The following is an 18,005-nucleotide window of genomic DNA, read 5'->3' on the forward strand; positions in this document are numbered from 1 at the left end:
AACCTAGGGTAAACGTTGTGGAATGCTGACGCGCCGCAAGCCTGATCTCGTTCCGGCGTGCCAGAACGCCCCGGGGCGAATGACAATCGAGAAACCGGGCAGGACTGTGCGCTGTCCGAACCACCTCACTTTGCTTTTCAAGATGTCACTATTTTCCAAGCTGAACCCCTGGGCTTTGATGGCTGCCCTTGCCCTGGCCAGTGCCCCTGCTTTGGCACAAGACACCCTTTCCCACATTGCCAGCTCCGGGGAACTGCGGCTGGGCCACCGGGAAAAGTCCCTTCCTTTTTCCTTCAAGGATGCATCCACGGGCAAGGTGCAGGGCTACACGGTAGATATCTGCCTGCAGATCTTCGAAGAAATCAAAAAAGAACTGAAGCGCCCTGACCTGCGCGTGACGTATTTGCTGGTGGACGGCAAGAACCGCATCACCGACGTGAAGAACAACGTGGTCGATCTGGAATGCGGCGGCACAGCCAACACCGCCGCACGGCAAAAAGAAATTGCGTTCAGCCACCACATCTTTGTGGCGTCGTCGGCTTTCCTGGTGCGCAAAAACTCTGGCATCAAGACGCTGGACGACCTGCAGGGCAAGAAAATCGCCGTGCAAGGCAAGACCACCAACGAAAACCTGCTGCGTGCCAACGAACGCACCTTCACCCGCAAATTCAATTACGTGCTGGTGGACAGCACGCTGGACGCGGTCAATGCGCTGGCCAAGGGTGAGGCCGATGCCGCCTTTGCCGACGACGCAGGCATCTGGATCCCGCTGACCCGCCTGGGCAAATCCATGGACGGGTACCAGTTCCTGGATAAACGCCTGTCTGTCGAGCCCTACAGCATCGGCCTGCGCAAGGACGACCCCAAATTCAAGGAACTGGTCGACCGCGTCACGCGCCGCATGATTCAGAACGGCGAAATGACCGCGCTCTACAAGAAGTGGTTCAGCTCCGAACAAGGCACGCTGCCCCTGAGCATGTTCATGAAGGAAGCCCTGCGGCGCCCCAGTGACATCGGGGTGGAGCAGATCGCGTTTTGATGCTCCCTTGAGGGAGACACACCCGGTGGCCTGGCCCAGCCAGTTCCCCGGGTGCACTGTTTTTTGGCCGTGCCGGTTTCACGGGCGGTGCGCTGGCCCATGGGACAATCTCCCCCCATGACACCGCAGCAGTACGTACAACAAAAAGCCGTGGCCTCGGGCAGCAGCTTTTACTACGCCTTTCTCTTCTTGCCAGCGCCGCGCCGCGCGGCCATCACGGCGTTTTATGCGTTTTGCCGCGAGGTGGACGATGTGGTCGACGAAGTGACCGACCCGGGCGTGGCCCGCACCAAGCTGGCGTGGTGGCAAGCCGAGGTCGCCAAGGCGTATGCGGGCCAACCCAGCCATCCGGTGATGCTGGCGCTGATGCCCCACACAGCGCAGTTCGGCATCGAACAGCGCCACCTGCAGGCCGTGATTGACGGCTGCCAGATGGATCTGGAGCAAACGCGTTACCTCGACTTTGCCGGTCTCAAGGGCTATTGCCATCTGGTGGCGGGCATTGTGGGCGAAGTGGCAGCCCGCATTTTTGGCCAGACCGACGAGCGCACCACGCAATATGCACACACGCTGGGGCTGGCCTTTCAGCTCACCAACGTCATCCGCGACGTGGGCGAAGACGCGATGCTGGGCCGCATCTACCTGCCAGTGAGCGAGCTCCAGCAGTTTGATGTGAAGGCGCACGAAATCTTGAAGCGCCAGTACTCGGACCGATTCACGGCGCTCATGCAATTTCAGGCCGCGCGCGCACACCGCTTGTACGACGAGGCCCTCGCCATGCTGCCCAGCGCCGACCGTCGCGCCCAAAAACCCGGCCTGATGATGGCCAGCATCTACCGCACCCTCCTGCGCGAGATCGAACACGAGAACTTTCAGGTGCTGCACCAGCGTATCCGCCTCACGCCGCTGCGCAAATTCTGGCTGGCCTGGAAGGTGCAGGCGCTGGGTCGGATGTGAGGATGGCCCCCACGGTCGCGCACTGCGTGTCGCTCCCTGCCCCCCGAGGGGGTCGCGTTTTGCCTTGGGGCGGCCCTGCGGCAAAACCAGTGGCCCCCACGGTCGCGCACTGCATGTCGCTCCCTGCCCCCAGCAGCAGGCATGCCCTGCGCCTCGCTGGTGCAAGGGGTCGCGTTTCGCCTTGGGGCGGCCCTGCGGCAAAACCAGTGGCCCGCACGGTTGCCGGTCTGCCATGAAGATCGCCGTCATCGGCGCGGGCTGGGCCGGCATGGCCGCTGCCATCGCGCACACGCAGGCGGGCCGCCAGGTCACCGTGTTCGAGGCGGCACGCAGTGTCGGCGGCCGCGCGCGTGCCATGCCCGCCACGCTGCCAGACGGCACGTCCGTCGCGCTGGACAATGGCCAGCACATCCTTATCGGTGCCTACGCCGAGAGCCTGCGCTTGATGCGGCTGGTGGGCGTGAACCCCGACACCGCCCTGTTGCGGCTGCCGCTTGCGCTGTTGTTTCCTGACGGCCAGGGGCTGCAACTGCCCGATGCACCGCCGCCGCTGGACGCCCTGTGGGGCATCGCCACGGCCCGGGGCTGGGGCTGGCAGGACAAGCTCGCGCTGCTGCGCACGGCCTCGGCATGGCAGCTGCGCGGCTTTCGGTGCGCGCCTGACACGTCGGTGGCCCAGCTGTGCACCACCCTCACGCCCCGCCTTTTGGCCGATTTCATCGACCCGCTGTGTGTATCGGCGCTCAACACACCGGCCCGCGAAGCCAGTGGCCAGATTTTTTTGCGCGTGCTACAGGACAGCCTGTTCAGCGGGCGCGGTGGCTCCAACCTGCTGCTGCCACGCACCGACCTGGGGAGCCTGTTTCCACAAGCGGCGGCGCAATGGTTGGAGCGCGCAGGCGGATCCGTGTTGACAGGGCAGCGTGTGCAGAGCCTTGTGCCACGGCAAGACGGACGCTGGGAGATAGCCTGCGGCAACGCAAGCAGCGCGCAACCTGCTGACGCCCTCGCGTTTGACCACGTCACGCTCGCCTGCTCGCCGTGGGAGGCCAGCCGCCTGGTGGCTGGGCTGGCAGCGTGCCCTGACCTGGGCACGGTGCAACAGCAAGCGGCGGCGCGCTGGAGCGCCGCCGCTGCAGCCCTGCGCTTTGAAGCGATCACCACCGTGTATGCCTACGCACCCGGCGTGCGCCTGCGCCAGCCCATGCTGGCCCTGCGCAACACCCCACAACACCCCGCGCAATTCGTGTTCGACCGGGGGCAGCTCGACGGCCTCCATGGGTTGCTGGCTTTTGTGGTGAGTGCCAGCACGGGCGACCGCGCGCTGGTCCAGGCACAAGTGCTGCAGCAAGCAGCTGCGCAGCTGGCGCTGCCGTCCGCAGCGCCCATGACGCCAGTGCAGACGGTGGTGGAAAAACGCGCCACATTTGCCTGCACGCCAGGACTGCAACGGCCGGGCGCTCAGGTGATGGCGGGGATGGCGGGACTGAGGGGGCTGTCAGCCTGCGGTGACTATGTGGATGGCCCCTACCCCGCCACCCTGGAGGGGGCCGTGCTCAGCGGCACGGCTGCGGCGGCGATGAGGGGCTGACCCCGTCGACGCCCCCCGGGAAACTCCCCATGCCGCTGACAGCATTTCGACAGCGCGGCGGTGCACCATGGCTGCGGCCCATTTTTTAGCCGCAACACTGCCAAGGAGACTGCCCCATGCTGATGCCCCCATCCTCGCCCATGTGCCCCACCCGTCGCCAACTGCTCGCCGCCAGCGGCGCGCTGTCACTGGGCGGTGTGCTGCCTGCCGCTGCCTGGGCACAGGCGACCTGGCCCAGCAAATCGGTGCGTTTTGTCGTGCCTTTTGCACCGGGCGGCAGCTCGGAGATCGTGGCGCGCTCGACCGCAGCAGAGCTGACCAAAACGCTGGGCCAGAGCGTGTTCGTGGACAACAAACCGGGCGCGGCCGGCAACATCGCCATGCAGGAAGTCGCACGTGCCGACGACCAGCACACCCTGATCCTGGGCCACATTGGCACGCTCGCGGTCAACCCCTTCATCTTCGACAAACTGCCCTACGACGCCAACAAGGACTTCAAACCGGTGAGCCTGCTGGCCAAGGTGCCCAGCCTGTATGTGGTGCATCCCGATGTGCCCGCCAAGAACCTCAAGGAGTTCATCGCCTACGCGAAAAAGAACCCTGCCAAGCTCAGCTACGGCTCTGCAGGCAACGGCAGCGCCGGACACCTGGCGTTTGAATACCTCAAGATGACGGCCGATATCTTCATGTTGCACGTGCCCTACCGTGGCACCGGGCCCATGATGACCGACCTGCTCTCGGGCCGGCTTGACGCTGCCGCCGTGGGCGCCGCCGCCATGCTGCCGTTCATCAAGTCGGGCAAAGTACGCTGCATCGCGACGGGCTCGTCCCAACGCTTGCCCCAGTTGCCCGACGTGGCCACGGTGGCTGAGCAGGGGTTTCCGGGTTTTGAAATGACCCAGTGGTACGGCATGCTTGCCCCAGCCAGCCTGGCCCCGGCCAACCTCGACAAATTGGCCGTAGAAACGGCCAAGGCGGTCAAGGCCCCCGCCTCGCTGGAGCGCCTGAACGCCGATGCCGCCGAGGCGATTGGCAACACCCCTGCCCAGTTCGCGCAATTCATTGCCGCAGAACAGCAGCGCTGGAAAAAGGTGCTGCTGCGCGCCAAGGTCAAACCAGACTGAGGCACCTGGTGGCGTGTCAACGTTCAAGGGTCGAGCGTGCGCGAAGTCATCGGCGTACAGCCCGACAAAGGGGCGTTGACACGACACCAATCCCCGCGTGGTGCGCCGTGCCGATGTGCGGCACTGTCAGGTCACCTCTCCAGCCACCACTGGATCATCACCTTGGCGATGAACCCCAGAAAACCCACGCCCAGGCCCAGAAACAGCACAAAAGTGCCAAAGCGCCCGGCCTTGGACTCCCAGGCCAGCTGGCCGATGATGAAGAGCATGTAGACGATGAACGCGCCCACGCCATAAGTCAGAAAAAAGCCCGAGATCTGCGCCTCGGTAAAACCGAAGATCACAATGACACCCCGCTTTGGCGTGCTGGCGTGACGGGATCACGCTCCGGCAGAACGGACGCATCCACGAGATCGCGGTAGGCATGCCAACTGGCATGGCCCAACATGGGCATCACGGCAATCAGCCCCAGCAAAAGCGAGCCCAAACCCAACAGCGTGAACCCCAGAATGATCGCCGCCCAGAAGGCCATGGGCAGCGGGTTGCAGACGACCACCTGCCAACTGGCCAGCACGGCCTGCAGCAGCGTGGCACGGCGGTCCAGCAGTAGCGGCATGGCCACCACGGTCGACGCAAAAATGGGCGCCGCCATGAGGCTGCCCAACGCCAGCCACAGCTCAAACAACCAGCCCTCCTTGGCCATCACCACGTGGCGCAAAAAGTCCAGTGGTGTCTCGATAGGCACGGGGGCCAGCAGTGTGATCAGCGCCGCCGACGTCATCACCCAGCCCGACGCCGCCAACGCCAGCAGCGCCCCGAACTGCACCATGCACCAGTAATCGTTGCCCCATTTATTGACGTGGCTGTTTTGCCAGTTGAGCCAGGTCTTGAGCACCACGCCCCAGTTGGCGGGCTCGCCGCGCTCCAGGGAGCGGCTCAGTGCATACAGGCTGGTAGCCAGCACGGGTGCCACCACCAGAAAGCCCGACAGCGCCCCCGCCAGCAGCCAGAACCGGTGGTGCCCCACGGCGAAGAGGGCCGCCCCAAAGAGGCTGAGCGCCAGCCCATGCGCAAAGCTGACCCAGCCCGCACGCGCCATGTCACGCCACGCCAGGACCAGCCATGTCATGGGCGTCATGAGGCCGATGGAGCGAACGGCGGGTAAAACGACAAGGGGGTTGGAGGGCATGGCGGCAAGGTCACGGAGCGACCGGGGAGTGTGGCGGCATTCACCGAGGGGATCAAGCACAGGCGGCCAAAGCGCGCCCATACCTTGACCTGCGACAAGAAATAGAAAGGGGCTATGAGAGGCGTTGTCAGGAGAGAGGTGTTGTCAGCATTGCAAGCGCGTGCCGCAATGGCACAGGTGGCGGGAGTCACCGACGTGTTGACTGTTCAGGCCAGCAATTTGCACAAGGTGGTGAGATTGTCGACCGTCGCATGGGGTGGCACACCGTGGGGCCAGGGGTGGTTGGCTGCGTTGAGCCACACGGCCTGCATGCCCGCGTCTAAAGCCCCCTGGGCGTCCATCGTGGCGTCGTCACCCACATGCAAAACTTCGTGGGGTGCCACCTGTGCGGCGCTGGCAGCAGCATGAAAAATGCGCACATCGGGCTTGGCCACGCCAAACACCGATGCGCTGATGCTGGAACGAAAGTAGTGGCCGATGCCAATGCGGTGCACATCGGCGTTGCCGTTGGACAAGGCCACCACCGGGTAGCGTGACGACAGGAAGGCGAGCGTGTCGTGCGCATCGGCAAACAGCTCCACGCGCTGGCGCTCGGCAAAAAACAGGTCAAACGCAGGCTCGGCCAGGGCGGGCTCGTCGCCAGCTTGGGTGAGAGCCAGACGGATGGACTCGCGCCGCAAGGCGCTCAGATCACTGCGCAGATCGGGCCGCAAGGTCACCATCTGATCGCGGATGGCGCGCAGCGCCTGCACATCCGAAAAAAGCGCCGCCGTGGCCGGCGCATGATGGGTGAGCCAATCGAGCAGCACCGCTTCGGCGCGCGAAATGGTGGGCCATATCGGCCACAGGGTGTCATCGAGGTCGATGGTGATGGCGCGAACGCGAGAAACGTCGAGGGAGGGAGCGAGCATGATGGACAGACCGTCTGAGAAATACACACATCGGAAGCCTCCTTACCGCAGCGCGTGGCAAAGGGTCGGCAGCGGGTTGGCAACCACAAAGGATAACGCAGCCCTTCGACGCACGAAGGTCAGCGCACCCCATCACACGGTCACGGCGGCGCCGGTAGCCACAACCCGGCACGCCGCAGCGCCTTACCGGTGTGCAGCAGCACCCACAGGCGACACCGACGACCCCCGCACCACCAGTTGCCCTGGCAACAAGCGCTCGCGAGCAGGGCCTTGCATGCCTTGCAGCCGCTCGATGAGACACTGCGCCGCGCAACGGCCAATGGCATCCGTGGGTTGGGCCACGGTGGTCAGGCCCGGTCCGATCAAGGGGGCCCATTCGGGGTCGTCGAAGCCGACAAACCCCAGATCAACGCCAAAACTCCACCCCAGCCGCACCATGGCCGCCGCCACCCGCAGCGTGACCACAGAATTGCCAGCCACCACCGCGCCACGACGGTGTGCACAGCCAGGCCCACCCGCGCGCTGCCACAGCACACGCAGGGCAGAGTCCAACGTCTCGTCCGACGCGTCGACCAACTCAAGGATCTCGCCGATGGCGTTGGCCCCGCGCGCAGCCACGCATTGCGAAAATGCCGCTGTCCGCTCCAGGCGCGAGCTCACGCCCTTGAGGGGCTGGGTGATATACAGCAGGTCGCTCCAGCCCTCAGCAATCAAATGGTCACAGGCCGCGCGCATGGCGCCCGGGTTGTCCAGCGACACGAAGTCAGCGTTGAGGCCCGCATAGCGGCGGTCCACCAGCACGGCGGGTCGGCCGTGCAGCGCGTTCACCTCGGCATGGCCTTCGTCCTGCCCCTGGGTATTGAGAATGAAACCGTCCACCTGGTAACTGGCGAGGGCGTCAATGGCAATGCGCTCACGCTGACGGTCGTTGCCCAGGTTGAACAACATCACTAGGTAGCCCGCGTCCTGGCAGGCTTTCTCGGCGCCACGCAACACGGCCACGGAGAACGGGTTGGTGATGTCTGCCACCACCAGGCCGATCAAGCGCGATCGCCCATGGCTCAGGGCCTGCGCCATGGGGCTGGGCACGTAGCCCAGCTTAGCGATGGCCGCCTCGACGCGGGTGGCGATGTCAGGGCTGAGCAAGCGCTCGCGGTGGTTGAAAAACCGCGATACCGTGGCTTTGGAAACCCCCGCCTCGAACGCCACATCGGCAATCGTGGGCCGTGCTCTGGCCCCCTCCACTGTCGCCACCGCCATGGCTGGCGCTGAAACAGCAGTATCCCCGGGCACAGAGGCACGCTTGCTCATACGCCAGCGCCGCCAGAGGCTTCATACACCGCCGCAGGCCGTTCGCCAGCAAGTGCCTGCAGCAAATTGGTGGTGGCCAACGCAGCCATGGCGTGCCGCGTGTCGTGGGTGGCCGAACCGATGTGGGGCAGCGGCGTGACACGCGGGTGCGTGCGCAATGGCGACGACAGCGGCAACGGCTCAATGGCAAACACATCCAGCCCTGCCGCACGCAGCGAGCCGTGGTCTAGCGCCGCCAGCAAATCCTCTTCAACCACCGTGGCGCCACGCCCTGCATTGATAAAAATGGCGCCTGGTTTCATGCCTGCAAAAACTCTGGCGTTCACCAAGCCCCGCGTGCTGTCTGACAGGGGCAGCAAAGCCACCACGATGTCCGAGCGCTCCAGCAGGTTGGCCAGCGGCACATGCTGCGCCCGGCCCAACAGTTCGGGCGCCTGCGCCGTGAGGTCCACCGGGCGGCGCGCGTGGTACAGCACGGGCATGCCAAACCCCAGCGCCGCGCGCCGAGCCACGGCCTGGCCAATGCGGCCAAAGCCCAACAAGCCGAGCGTTTTCCCGTGCACATCGCTGCCAAAAAGCGCCTCGCCGATGTTGCTGGTCCACTGCCCATCGCGCACCATTTGCGACAGCTCCACCACCCGGCGCGATGTCGCCATCAACAGGGCAAACACAGCATCGGCAACGGTTTCATCCAGCACCCCAGGGGTGTGACACAGCACGATGCCACGCGCTTGCAGCGCCTGCAGCGGGTAGTTGTCCACCCCCACCGAGATGCTGGAAATCGCCTGCAACTGCGGGGCCTGCGCCAGCAACTCGGCAGTGATCGGAAAACTGGAGCCAATCAAGCCGTGGGCGTCGGCCAAGGCGGCATCAAACAGCGGGCGCTGCGCCGCCTGGCGCGGATCGGCCACGGTGACTGCGTGCACGGCCTGCAGCCGTGCAAGCTGATCGGGCGGCAGCGCCCGAAAAACCAGGACGTTCTTTCGTGCCACCGGCTCACGCGTCATAGACCTGCCTCCGCCAGTTGCGCACGGGTGGGCAGCCCTTCGGTGTCGCCCAGCACCTGCACCGCACGCGCACCAATCCAGGCGCCGCGCCGCACGGCGTCGGGCACCGTACGCCCCTGCAGCAGCGCGCTGATGACGCCCACCGCAAAACCGTCACCGGCGCCCACCGTGTCCACCACCTCGGCCACCGGGAACCCGGCCACGTGGCCCGTGCCGGCGACATCGCTGTCAAAGTAGGCGCCTTGCGCACCCAGCTTGACAACCACAAGGCGTGCACCACGCTCCCGATAAAACCGGGCAACTCCTTCCGGAGTGGTTTCGCCGGTGAGGAAAACACCCTCCTCCATGCCTGGCAACACCCAGTCGGCATACCGCGAAAGCTCGTTGATCGATTGCCGCATGGTCTCCGGCGACGACCACAGCGTAGGGCGCAGGTTGGGGTCAAAAGAAACCGTGCGGCCCGCCGCCCGCATCACCTCCAGTGTGCGCGTTGCCGCCCGCAGGCTGGTGTCTGAAATGGCCGCAAACACACCCGTGGCATGCAGGTGGCGTGCGCTGCGCAGCCATGGCTCATCGACATCGGCAGGGCCCATCTGGCTCGCGGCCGAGCCCTTGCGGTGGTATTCGACCTGCGGGTCGCGGCCATCGGTCACGCGCTCCTTGAACTGAAAACCGGTGCGTTGCGTGGCATCACACACCACATGGGAGCAATCAATGCCTTCCGCCCGCATGGTGGCCAGCAGCGCGCGGCCCATGGAGTCTGTGCCCAGGCGGCTGGCCCAACCCACCTTCAGGCCCAGGCGCGCGAGGCCAATGGCTACATTGGTCTCAGCCCCTGCCGTGCGCTTGTGAAAGCCGGTGGCGTTCTCCAGTGGCCCGGGCTCGTTGGCCACGAGCAGCAGCATGGCTTCGCCAAACAGCGCCACGTCAAATTCGTGCGTGCTCATGGCAATCTCCGCGCTTCACGGATCACGGCCAGCTCGGCGCGTGTGACGGCGATCAGGTCGTCGCCGATGAGCGGGTACTCGATGGCATGCGGCACATCCGCAGGCAGCGCACGCAGCACGGCGCGCCATGGCGCCACCGAATCCATCAGCGGCACCGCCACCCACTTGCCCGGCTGGCGCTGCACGCCCTTGCAATGCACATAACGCACACGGTGGGCCAGCGCCTGCGCCGCCTGCAGCGGGCACTCACCCTGCCAATGCCAGTTGCCCATGTCAAACGTCATGCCCAGGTCTAGCCCCGCGCGCGCTTGCGCGTCAAAAAAAGCCTGCAACGCGGGCAGCGTGCCGGCCGTTGCGGTCTGGTCGTTTTCGATCACCAGCTCGACGGATGGATCCACCGCACTCAGCAGCACCTTCAGGCGCGCCAGCGACGGATGCGACGCTGCACCAAAACCGCCAATCGCCATCTTCAAGCGCGGCGCGCGCAGCACCTGCGCAGCGCGCAGGCCCCGCTCCAACGCTGCTTCATCGAGCTGGCCCTGCGCGGTCCACAGGCCCTCAGGGCTGGAATAAACCGCCGCGAAGCCTGCCAAAGCGGGCAACTCCGTAGCCGCATCGTGCAGCAACTCGCCCCGCACTTCCACGCCATCGGCACCCGCCTGGTTGGCGAGCTCGGTGCACCACAGCTGGCCGTGGCGCCCCGTTTCGGCCGAGCCAAAGGAGGACAGGGAAATCAATACCTTCATGTTTTTCTTTCAGGCTCCATCAAGAGATGGGACGCAGGCCTTCAACGGCACGCCCATCGGGTCTCAATGCGCGTGGTGAGAGCTCAGGATCTGGCCCAGGAACTGCCGCGTTTTCTCATGCTGCGGCTGGCCAAAGAACTGCTGCGGCGGCGCCTGCTCCAGGATCTTGCCGTCGGCCATGAAGATCACACGGTCTGCCACGCTGCGGGCGAAGCCCATTTCATGCGTCACGCACAGCATGGTCATGCCGTCTTCGGCCAGGCCGATCATGGTGTCGAGCACCTCCTTGACCATCTCCGGGTCCAGCGCCGAGGTGGGCTCGTCAAACAGCATCACCTTGGGCGCCATGCACAGCGCTCGCGCAATGGCCACGCGCTGCTGCTGCCCGCCCGACAGCTGGCTGGGGTGCTTGTGGGCCTGCTCGGGGATGCGCACCCGCGTGAGGTACTTTATGGCAACCTCTTCGGCCTGGGCCTTGCTCATGCCACGCGAGCGCATGGGGGCCAGCGTGCAGTTCTCCAGAATGGTCAGGTGCGGGAACAGGTTGAACTGCTGGAACACCATGCCGACCTCGGCGCGCACGGCATCCACGTTCTTGCCGCCAGCGGTCAGGTCGATGCCATCGACCTCAATGCGGCCCTTTTGCACCGTCTCCAGGCGGTTGATGCAACGGATCAACGTGGACTTGCCCGAGCCCGATGGCCCGCAGATGACGATGCGTTCACCCGGCCGCACCGACAGGTTGATGTCGGTGAGCACCTGGAAGCTGTCGTACCACTTGTTGACCCCCTCCATGCGGATGATCGGCGGGGTGCCGGGGGCGGTCGTGACTGCGTCGCTCATCAATGGCTCCTTGTGCTCACTCTGTTGCTCGCTGGGGTCTTACTGCAGCTTGGGCAGGTCGGCGCCCAGCCACTTCTGGTACAGCTTGTTCAGCTCGCCATTGGCGGTGTTGCGTGCGACGAAGTCATTCACGGCCTTCACCAGTTCGTCCTGGCCGGGGCGCATGGCAATGCCCATGGCCTGTTGCAGCAGGTTGAACTTGTTCTCATAGGTGTTGGCGGGCACACGCTTGGCGATCTGGGCGGCCACGGTGACTGAGCAGCCGATGGCATCGACCTGGCCAGACATCAGCGCCTGCATGGCCGAGGCGTCGTCGTCAAAACGGCGAATCTCGGTGCCCTCAGGGGCGGCCTTGGTCACGGCCACGTCCTGCGTGCTGGCGCGGGCCACGCCCACGCGCACACCCTTCAGATCGGCTGCGCTCTTGATGGCGGTGCCTGTCTTGCCGTACAGCACGATGGTGGCGGCCGCATAGGGCTGCGAGAACTGCACCTGCTTGGCGCGCTCGGGGGTGATGGCGAGCGAAGCCACCAGCACATCGACCTTGTTGGTCAGCAGGAAGGGAATGCGGTTGGGGCCGGTGACAGGAACGATGTTGGCCTTGACACCCAGGTCCTTGGCCAGCAGCTTGGCTACATCGGCGTCATAGCCATCGGGCTGGTTTTGTGCGTTGGTGGTGCCATAGGGTGGGAAGTCCACCAGCATGCCGATGGTGATCTCGCCCTTCTTCTTGATGTCGGCAACGGACTGTGCCGAGGCCAGGGGGGCAAAAGCCGTCAGAACGGCGCCCAGGCCCAAAGCGGCCAAAGCGGCGGTTGCGGTGCGGCGTTGTAAAGAAAAAGTCATCGCATGTCTCCTGGTGGTTGGTGTGAACGAGAAACAAAAAAAGAGGGTTGCTGCGCGTGGGTCAGCGCGCCAGAGCACGGGCGCGCTTGCGCTCCATGTGCGCGGCCAGCAGCGACAGCGGCCAGCAAATGATGAAATACAGCGCCGCCACGGTGCTGAACACCTGCAACGGCTGGAACGTGGCGTTGTTGATGATCTGCCCCGCCCGCGTGATTTCGGTGAAACCAATGATGGCAGCCAGTGACGTGCCCTTGATGATTTGCACCACGTAGCCCACGGTGGGCGGCAATGCAATCTTGAAAGCCTGCGGCAGCACCACAAAACGCATGCGCGAGAGGTAGTTGAGATTCAGCGCCTGCGCGGCCTCCCACTGCCCACGCGGAATCGCCTCAATGCAGCCGCGCCAGATCTCGCCCAGAAAGGCGGCGCTGTTGAGCACCAGCGCCACACCCGCAGCCACCCACGGGTTGATGTCCAGCCCCAGCACCGGCGCGCCAAAGAAGATCAGAAACAGCTGCAGCAACAGTGGCGTGCCCTGAAAGACCTGGATGAACAAGGTGGCAACCCAGCGCGCCACGCGGCTCTCTGACGTGCGCGACAGCGCCACGACGAGGCCCAGCAACGAGCCACCCACAAAGGCCATGGCGGACAACGCCAGCGTCCACTGCGCGGCCTGCACGATGAAAAGGAACTCGGAAAATCCAAAGGTACGCATGGCCAATCCTCAGCGACGGTCGGGGTAGTTCAGGGCGCGCTGATAGATCAGCTTGAACAGCGCAGAGAACGACAGCGCCAGCGCCAGATAGATCGCCGCCACCACGATGTAGATCTCAAAGCTGCGGAAGGTCTGCGATTGCAGATTGGCCGCCACCGAGGTCAGGTCGTCTGCCGAAATCACCGACACCACGGCCGAGCTCAGCATCAGCAAGATGAACTGGCTGGTGAGCGCCGGGTAGATGGCCTTGAGCGCGGGCTTGAGGATGACGAAGCGAAAGATCTCCCAGGGCTTGAGGTTGAGCGCCTTGCCCGCCTCGATCTGCCCCTTGGGAATGGACTCGATACCCGCCCGCACGATTTCTGCCGCGTAGGCCCCCAGGTTGACCACCATGGCCGTCAACGCGGCGGTATAGGGCGACCAGCGCAGGCCCATGGAGGGCAGCGCAAAGAAAAAGAAGAACAACTGCACGATGAAGGGCGTGTTGCGGATCAGCTCGATATAGGCATTGACCACAAAGCGCACCCAACCCGGCCCCGAGGTCTTGCCCCAGGCACAAACGATGGCGACCACCAGCCCCAGCACGGTGGCCGTGAGCGACAACTGCACGGTGATCCAGGTGCCCTTGAGCAGCAAGGGCCACGCGGCAAATACGGACTCGAACTGGAATTGGTAGTTCACGGCAAACGCCTGTTTTCTGACATGGCGAGAGTTTATGAAACCGGTTTCATACAAACATCGGGGATAACCCGAAGCCCGGCAAAAAACAGGCCGACCGCGCCCAAATGCCCCCGCCCGCCACAGCCCGGGCGCGTGGGTGAAAATGCCGCATGCCTTCTTTCCACCCAGACCCCCCCTTCACCCACGGCCAGGCCGAACGTACTGCGGTGCTGCTGTGCAACCTGGGCACGCCTGATGAACCCACGGCCCCGGCCGTGCGCCGCTATCTGGCGCAGTTTTTGGGCGACCACCGCGTGGTCGAGATTCCCCGGCTGGTGTGGTGGCCCATCCTGCACGGCATCATCCTGCGCACCCGCCCCGCCAAGTCGGCTGCCAAATACGCCAGCGTGTGGACCCCCGAAGGCTCGCCCCTGGCCCACTGGACTGCCAAGCAGGCCACATTGCTGCGCGGCTGGCTGGGCGAAGCAGGCCACGCGGTGCTGGTGCGCCACGCCATGCGCTACGGCAACCCGTCCATCGCCAGCCAGCTCGATGCCTTGAAGGCCGAAGGCGCCACGCGCATCCTCATCCTGCCGCTGTACCCGCAGTACTCGGCCACCACCACCGCCAGCGTGTTTGACGCCGTCTACACCTGGGCTGCCGCCACGCGCAACGTGCCCGAGCTGCGGTTTGTGAACCGCTATCACGACGCCCCCGGCTACATCGACGCGCTGGCCCGCACCATCGAATCGCACTGGAAGACCCACGGCCAGCCCGACCAGCTGGTGATGAGCTTTCATGGCGTGCCTGAGCGCACGCTGCACCTGGGCGACCCCTACCATTGCGAGGCCCGCAAGACCGGCCGCCTACTGGCCGAGCGCCTGGGCCTGCGCGAGGACCGCTACCGCATCACCTTCCAGTCGCGCTTTGGCAAGGCCAAGTGGCTGGAGCCCTACACCCAGCCCACCATCGAGGCGCTGGGCAAGGCCGGCACGCGGCGCGTGGACGTGGTGTGCCCCGGCTTCACCAGCGACTGCCTGGAGACGCTGGAAGAGATCAACATGGAGGTGCGCGAGGCGTTCCTGCACGCGGGCGGCAAGGAGTTTCACTACATCCCTTGCCTGAACGACAACCACCACTGGATCACCGCACTGAGCCGCGTGGCCCAGCAGCACCTGGCGGGCTGGCCTACCGAGGCGCCCACAGCCGCCGCGCTGGCCGATGCCCGCAGCCACGCGCTGGCGGGTGGCGCGCCGACAGGCGCTTGCCCCGTGGCACATTGACAGATTGCTATAGTTTATATAGCTTCCAGCGCTTATCCATCAAGCGCTAGCAGCCATTTTTATTCATATTCCGAGACGACAGCCGCTGACGCCCGCCCTGGCCTCTCCAACCACCCGCCCCCATGCCCGCCTCTTCCCTTGCCCCTCACCAACTGCGGCTGACCATCGCGCCTGAATCGCTGGACTTTGCCAGCACGGCCGAGCTGCAGGATCTGCCCCTGCCCTGGATCGGCCAGGGGCGTGCGCAAACCGCAGCACAGTTCGGCCTGGCAATGCAGCAGCCCAACTACCACCTGTTCGTGCTGGGCGAGGTGGGCAGCGGGCGCGCCTCGCTGCTGCGCCAGGCCATGCAGGCGGCAGCCAGCCAGCGCCCCGTGCCCCCCGACCTGTGCTACCTGCACAACTTCGACGCCCCCGACCGCCCCCGCGCCCTGCGCCTGCCTGCAGGCCAAGGCCGCAAGCTGCGCCAAGCAATGGCCGACATGGCACGCAACCTTCAGGTTGACATCCCCAAGCGCCTGACCAGCCCCGACTTCAAGGCCGAGGCCGGGCGCATCGAGAAAAACTGGCAAACCCAGGAGAGTGAAGCCTTTGCCGTGCTCGAGGCCTTTGCCGACGCGCGCCAGTTCCGCCTGTCGCGCGAAGGCGGGCAGATGGTGTTCACCCTGACCGGCCCCAAGGGCCAACCGCTCACCGAAAACGAGGCCCGCGCCCTGCCCCGCGAGCGCCGCGCCGAGATCGACGCGGCCGAACAAGAATTGCGCACCGAGATCGCCCGCTTTCTGGAGGCCGCCCGCCCCCTGGAACGCGCGCGCGACGACGCCCTGGCCGGCGTGCGCCGCCAGACCATCAAACCCCTGGTGGAACACGCCCTGCACGACATCCGCCAGGACCTGCGCAAACAGATCAAGGACGCCGTCAAGCTCACGCAGTGGCTCGACCAAGTGGAGCGCGCCGTGCTCGACCACATCGACCTGTTCGAGCCCGGGGATGCAGAGCAAGGCACCGACGCAGAAGACGACCGCAAGGACGCCCTCGACGAACTGCAGGCCCGTTGCCAGGTGAACCTGGTGGTGGACAACCACGGCCGTGAAACCGCCCCCGTGATGGTAGAGGACAACCCCACCGTGCGCACGCTGTTTGGCAGCATCGAGCACGGGTCGGACGCCGACACCGTGCAGGCCGACCACGCCAGCGTGCATGCGGGCAGCCTGCTCAAGGCGCACGGCGGCTTCATCCTGCTGCACCTGCACGACCTGGCCGCCGAAGAAGGCCTGTGGCCGCGCCTGCGGCGCTTTCTGCGCTGCGGCCGCCTGCAGATCGAAGAAGGCGGGGGCGGCGCAGCCCATGGCCTCGGCGGCACCGTGGCCCTGCAGCCCGAGCCGGTGGACGTGGATGTGAAGATCGTGCTGATCGGCTCGGTGGACGAGTACTACGCCCTGCAGGAGGCCGACCCCGATGCCGCGCGGCGTTTTCGCGTGAAAGTGGATTTTTCAGACCACTTTGCCGCCACGCCCGCCACCTACCGCGCCACAGCCATCCTGGTGGCACACAGCTGCAAAAAAAACGGCCTGCCCCACTTCGCGCCCGACGCCGTGGCCCTGCTGCTGGAGCAAACCCACCGCGAAGCCGACGACCAGCACCGCCAAAGCGCCCGCTTTGCGCACACCGAAGCCCTGGCCATCGAAAGCGCCACGCTGTGCCAGGCGCGCAACGCCAGCCTGGTGCAAGCGCCCGATGTGCAGGCAGCGCTGGCAGCCCGCATCCAACGCCACAACCAGCCCGAAGAAGAGCTGCACGACTCCATCACCGAAGGCGAGCGACTCATCACCCTGCACGGCACCGTGGCAGGCCAGATCAACGCCATGACGCAGATCGACCTGGGCGACTACCGGTTTGGCTTTCCGGTGCGCATCACTGCGCGCACGTTTGCCGGGCAAGAGGGCCTGCTCAACATCGAGCGCGAGGTGGATATGTCCGGCCCCATCCACGACAAGGGCGTGCTGATATTGCACAGCTACCTGACCGCCCTGTTCAGCCACGTGGCGCCGCTGGCACTGAATGCGTCCATCGTGTTCGAGCAGGAATACAGCGGCGTGGAAGGCGACTCGGCCTCGTGCGCCGAGCTGTACGCGCTGCTGTCCAGCCTGTCAGGGCTGCCCCTGCGCCAGGGCCTTGCCGTGACAGGCGCGCTCAACCAGCATGGCGAGGTGCTGCCCGTGGGCGGCATCAACGAAAAAATCGAAGGCTGGTTCCAGGCCTGCGTGGCCGCCGGGCTGGACGGCACACAGGGCGTGCTCATCCCCGCCCGCAACCAGCGCCACCTGATGCTCGACCGCGCCATCCTCGACGCCGTGGAGCGCGGCCTGTTCAGCGTCTACACCATGGGGCACGTCAGCGAAGGCATCGCCCTGCTCACCGGCGAAGCCTCGGGCATGAGCCCGGCGGAGTTGTTACAGGCCCAGGCAGATATTGCGGCCCAGGTGGCCGACACGGTGCTGCACCGGGCAGAACAAACGCTGCGCGCCTACCGGCGGGCGTGCCAGAACGCAGGGCATACGCGGCGCGGGCGTGGGGGGATGCGGCGCGGGGGCGGAGACAGGTCGTAGGCCGGCCGCATGTTTTGGTTTCCTTTCTTAGCAGCGGCAGACTTACCTGATGCAACGGTTTTTCTCCAACGCCTGAGCGCGCTGAGAATGTGCAATCGATGCCATATTCAATGCGGCACGCCAGCATCCCCTGTGAAGTGGTGGGCGTGATCGACGCATCACATTCTGCGCAGTCGGCCTAGATTGGAAATAAGCGACTTCGGTCTGAATCAGCTGGTTGGAGCGCA

General features: G+C 65.2%; 17 protein-coding genes. 6 read left to right on the forward strand and 11 right to left on the reverse strand.

Translation table 11 applies throughout. From position 1 onward, the window contains the following. Positions 1-142 precede the first annotated feature (142 nt). The 4 genes from KI609_RS15335 (at position 143) to KI609_RS15350 (ending at position 4,711) form a co-directional block, all read left to right on the forward strand. Positions 143-1,039, forward strand: a complete 897-nt coding sequence (locus KI609_RS15335) for an amino acid ABC transporter substrate-binding protein (protein ID WP_226444453.1) — start codon at positions 143-145, stop codon at positions 1,037-1,039. 117 nt (positions 1,040-1,156) lie between these two features. Continuing rightward, entirely contained in the window at positions 1,157-1,996 is an 840-nt protein-coding gene (hpnD, locus tag KI609_RS15340) for a presqualene diphosphate synthase HpnD (RefSeq protein WP_226450452.1), read from the forward strand. Positions 1,997-2,228: 232 nt separating this feature from the next. After that, the gene (gene hpnE, locus KI609_RS15345; protein WP_226444454.1) at positions 2,229-3,587 is read left to right on the forward strand and encodes a hydroxysqualene dehydroxylase HpnE; all 1,359 of its coding nucleotides are present in this window, start codon (positions 2,229-2,231) and stop codon (positions 3,585-3,587) included. Positions 3,588-3,703: 116 nt separating this feature from the next. Beyond that, entirely contained in the window at positions 3,704-4,711 is a 1,008-nt protein-coding gene (locus KI609_RS15350) for a Bug family tripartite tricarboxylate transporter substrate binding protein (protein ID WP_413463326.1), read from the forward strand. Positions 4,712-4,842: 131 nt separating this feature from the next. On the opposite strand, the gene KI609_RS15355 is transcribed toward KI609_RS15350, so the two are convergent. The 11 genes from KI609_RS15355 to KI609_RS15405 all read right to left on the reverse strand — a co-directional run bounded on the left by KI609_RS15355 (position 4,843) and on the right by KI609_RS15405 (position 13,907). After that, entirely contained in the window at positions 4,843-5,055 is a 213-nt protein-coding gene (locus KI609_RS15355; RefSeq protein ID WP_226444455.1) for a DUF2788 domain-containing protein, read from the reverse strand. Then, positions 5,052-5,900, reverse strand: coding sequence for a DUF2189 domain-containing protein (locus KI609_RS15360; RefSeq protein WP_226444456.1), 849 nt, complete (start codon positions 5,898-5,900; stop codon positions 5,052-5,054). The genes KI609_RS15355 and KI609_RS15360 overlap by 4 nt, the downstream gene beginning before the upstream one ends. A 206-nt stretch (positions 5,901-6,106) precedes the next feature. Continuing rightward, positions 6,107-6,811, reverse strand: coding sequence for an HAD-IA family hydrolase (locus KI609_RS15365; RefSeq protein WP_226444457.1), 705 nt, complete (start codon positions 6,809-6,811; stop codon positions 6,107-6,109). A 183-nt stretch (positions 6,812-6,994) separates the two neighbouring features. Further along, the gene (locus KI609_RS15370) at positions 6,995-8,071 is read right to left on the reverse strand and encodes a LacI family DNA-binding transcriptional regulator (RefSeq protein WP_226450456.1); all 1,077 of its coding nucleotides are present in this window, start codon (positions 8,069-8,071) and stop codon (positions 6,995-6,997) included. A gap of 47 nt (positions 8,072-8,118) precedes the next feature. Then, entirely contained in the window at positions 8,119-9,129 is a 1,011-nt protein-coding gene (locus KI609_RS15375) for a 2-hydroxyacid dehydrogenase (RefSeq protein ID WP_226444458.1), read from the reverse strand. After that, on the reverse strand, positions 9,126-10,076 hold the full coding sequence (locus KI609_RS15380; protein ID WP_226444459.1) for a sugar kinase: 951 nt from the start codon (positions 10,074-10,076) through the stop codon (positions 9,126-9,128). Before KI609_RS15380 ends, KI609_RS15375 begins: the two co-directional genes overlap by 4 nt. Then, complete coding sequence (locus KI609_RS15385; RefSeq protein WP_226444460.1) at positions 10,073-10,822, reverse strand: sugar phosphate isomerase/epimerase family protein; 750 nt, start codon at positions 10,820-10,822, stop codon at positions 10,073-10,075. Before KI609_RS15385 ends, KI609_RS15380 begins: the two co-directional genes overlap by 4 nt. 63 nt (positions 10,823-10,885) lie before the next feature. Next, the gene (locus KI609_RS15390; protein ID WP_319003111.1) at positions 10,886-11,665 is read right to left on the reverse strand and encodes an amino acid ABC transporter ATP-binding protein; all 780 of its coding nucleotides are present in this window, start codon (positions 11,663-11,665) and stop codon (positions 10,886-10,888) included. A 39-nt stretch (positions 11,666-11,704) separates the two neighbouring features. Next, complete coding sequence (locus KI609_RS15395; RefSeq protein ID WP_226444461.1) at positions 11,705-12,511, reverse strand: transporter substrate-binding domain-containing protein; 807 nt, start codon at positions 12,509-12,511, stop codon at positions 11,705-11,707. A gap of 61 nt (positions 12,512-12,572) precedes the next feature. Further along, positions 12,573-13,226 (reverse strand): amino acid ABC transporter permease, encoded by a 654-nt coding sequence (locus tag KI609_RS15400; protein WP_226444462.1) that lies wholly within the window; start codon positions 13,224-13,226, stop codon positions 12,573-12,575. Between the two features lie 9 nt (positions 13,227-13,235). Beyond that, positions 13,236-13,907, reverse strand: a complete 672-nt coding sequence (locus tag KI609_RS15405) for an amino acid ABC transporter permease (RefSeq protein WP_226444463.1) — start codon at positions 13,905-13,907, stop codon at positions 13,236-13,238. Positions 13,908-14,056: 149 nt separating this feature from the next. On the opposite strand from KI609_RS15405, the gene hemH reads away from it, so the two are divergent. Both hemH and KI609_RS15415 read left to right on the forward strand, forming a co-directional pair. Continuing rightward, positions 14,057-15,169: a ferrochelatase gene (gene hemH, locus KI609_RS15410; protein WP_226444464.1), complete on the forward strand. Its 1,113-nt coding sequence runs from the start codon at positions 14,057-14,059 to the stop codon at positions 15,167-15,169. Between the two features lie 122 nt (positions 15,170-15,291). Continuing rightward, a complete protein-coding gene (locus KI609_RS15415) occupies positions 15,292-17,778 on the forward strand; it encodes a Lon protease family protein (RefSeq protein WP_226444465.1) in 2,487 nt (828 codons plus the stop codon). Positions 17,779-18,005 lie beyond the last annotated feature (227 nt).

The sequence above is a fragment of the Acidovorax radicis genome (genome assembly GCF_020510705.1).
GTDB lineage: Bacteria > Pseudomonadota > Gammaproteobacteria > Burkholderiales > Burkholderiaceae_C > Acidovorax > Acidovorax radicis_A.

Excerpts from the sequence above, each read along its gene's own strand:
- KI609_RS15335 (WP_226444453.1), top strand. The coding sequence starts at position 143 with ATGTCACTATTTTCCAAGCTGAACCCCTGGGCTTTGATGGCTGCCCTT.
- hpnD (WP_226450452.1), top strand. The coding sequence starts at position 1,157 with ATGACACCGCAGCAGTACGTACAACAAAAAGCCGTGGCCTCGGGCAGC.
- hpnE (WP_226444454.1), top strand. The coding sequence starts at position 2,229 with ATGAAGATCGCCGTCATCGGCGCGGGCTGGGCCGGCATGGCCGCTGCC.
- KI609_RS15350 (WP_413463326.1), top strand. The coding sequence starts at position 3,704 with ATGCTGATGCCCCCATCCTCGCCCATGTGCCCCACCCGTCGCCAACTG.
- KI609_RS15360 (WP_226444456.1), bottom strand. The coding sequence starts at position 5,900 with ATGCCCTCCAACCCCCTTGTCGTTTTACCCGCCGTTCGCTCCATCGGC.
- KI609_RS15365 (WP_226444457.1), bottom strand. The coding sequence starts at position 6,811 with ATGCTCGCTCCCTCCCTCGACGTTTCTCGCGTTCGCGCCATCACCATC.
- KI609_RS15370 (WP_226450456.1), bottom strand. The coding sequence starts at position 8,071 with ATGGCGGTGGCGACAGTGGAGGGGGCCAGAGCACGGCCCACGATTGCC.
- KI609_RS15375 (WP_226444458.1), bottom strand. The coding sequence starts at position 9,129 with ATGACGCGTGAGCCGGTGGCACGAAAGAACGTCCTGGTTTTTCGGGCG.
- KI609_RS15380 (WP_226444459.1), bottom strand. The coding sequence starts at position 10,076 with ATGAGCACGCACGAATTTGACGTGGCGCTGTTTGGCGAAGCCATGCTG.
- KI609_RS15385 (WP_226444460.1), bottom strand. The coding sequence starts at position 10,822 with ATGAAGGTATTGATTTCCCTGTCCTCCTTTGGCTCGGCCGAAACGGGG.
- KI609_RS15390 (WP_319003111.1), bottom strand. The coding sequence starts at position 11,665 with ATGAGCGACGCAGTCACGACCGCCCCCGGCACCCCGCCGATCATCCGC.
- KI609_RS15395 (WP_226444461.1), bottom strand. The coding sequence starts at position 12,511 with ATGACTTTTTCTTTACAACGCCGCACCGCAACCGCCGCTTTGGCCGCT.
- KI609_RS15400 (WP_226444462.1), bottom strand. The coding sequence starts at position 13,226 with ATGCGTACCTTTGGATTTTCCGAGTTCCTTTTCATCGTGCAGGCCGCG.
- hemH (WP_226444464.1), top strand. The coding sequence starts at position 14,057 with ATGCCTTCTTTCCACCCAGACCCCCCCTTCACCCACGGCCAGGCCGAA.
- KI609_RS15415 (WP_226444465.1), top strand. The coding sequence starts at position 15,292 with ATGCCCGCCTCTTCCCTTGCCCCTCACCAACTGCGGCTGACCATCGCG.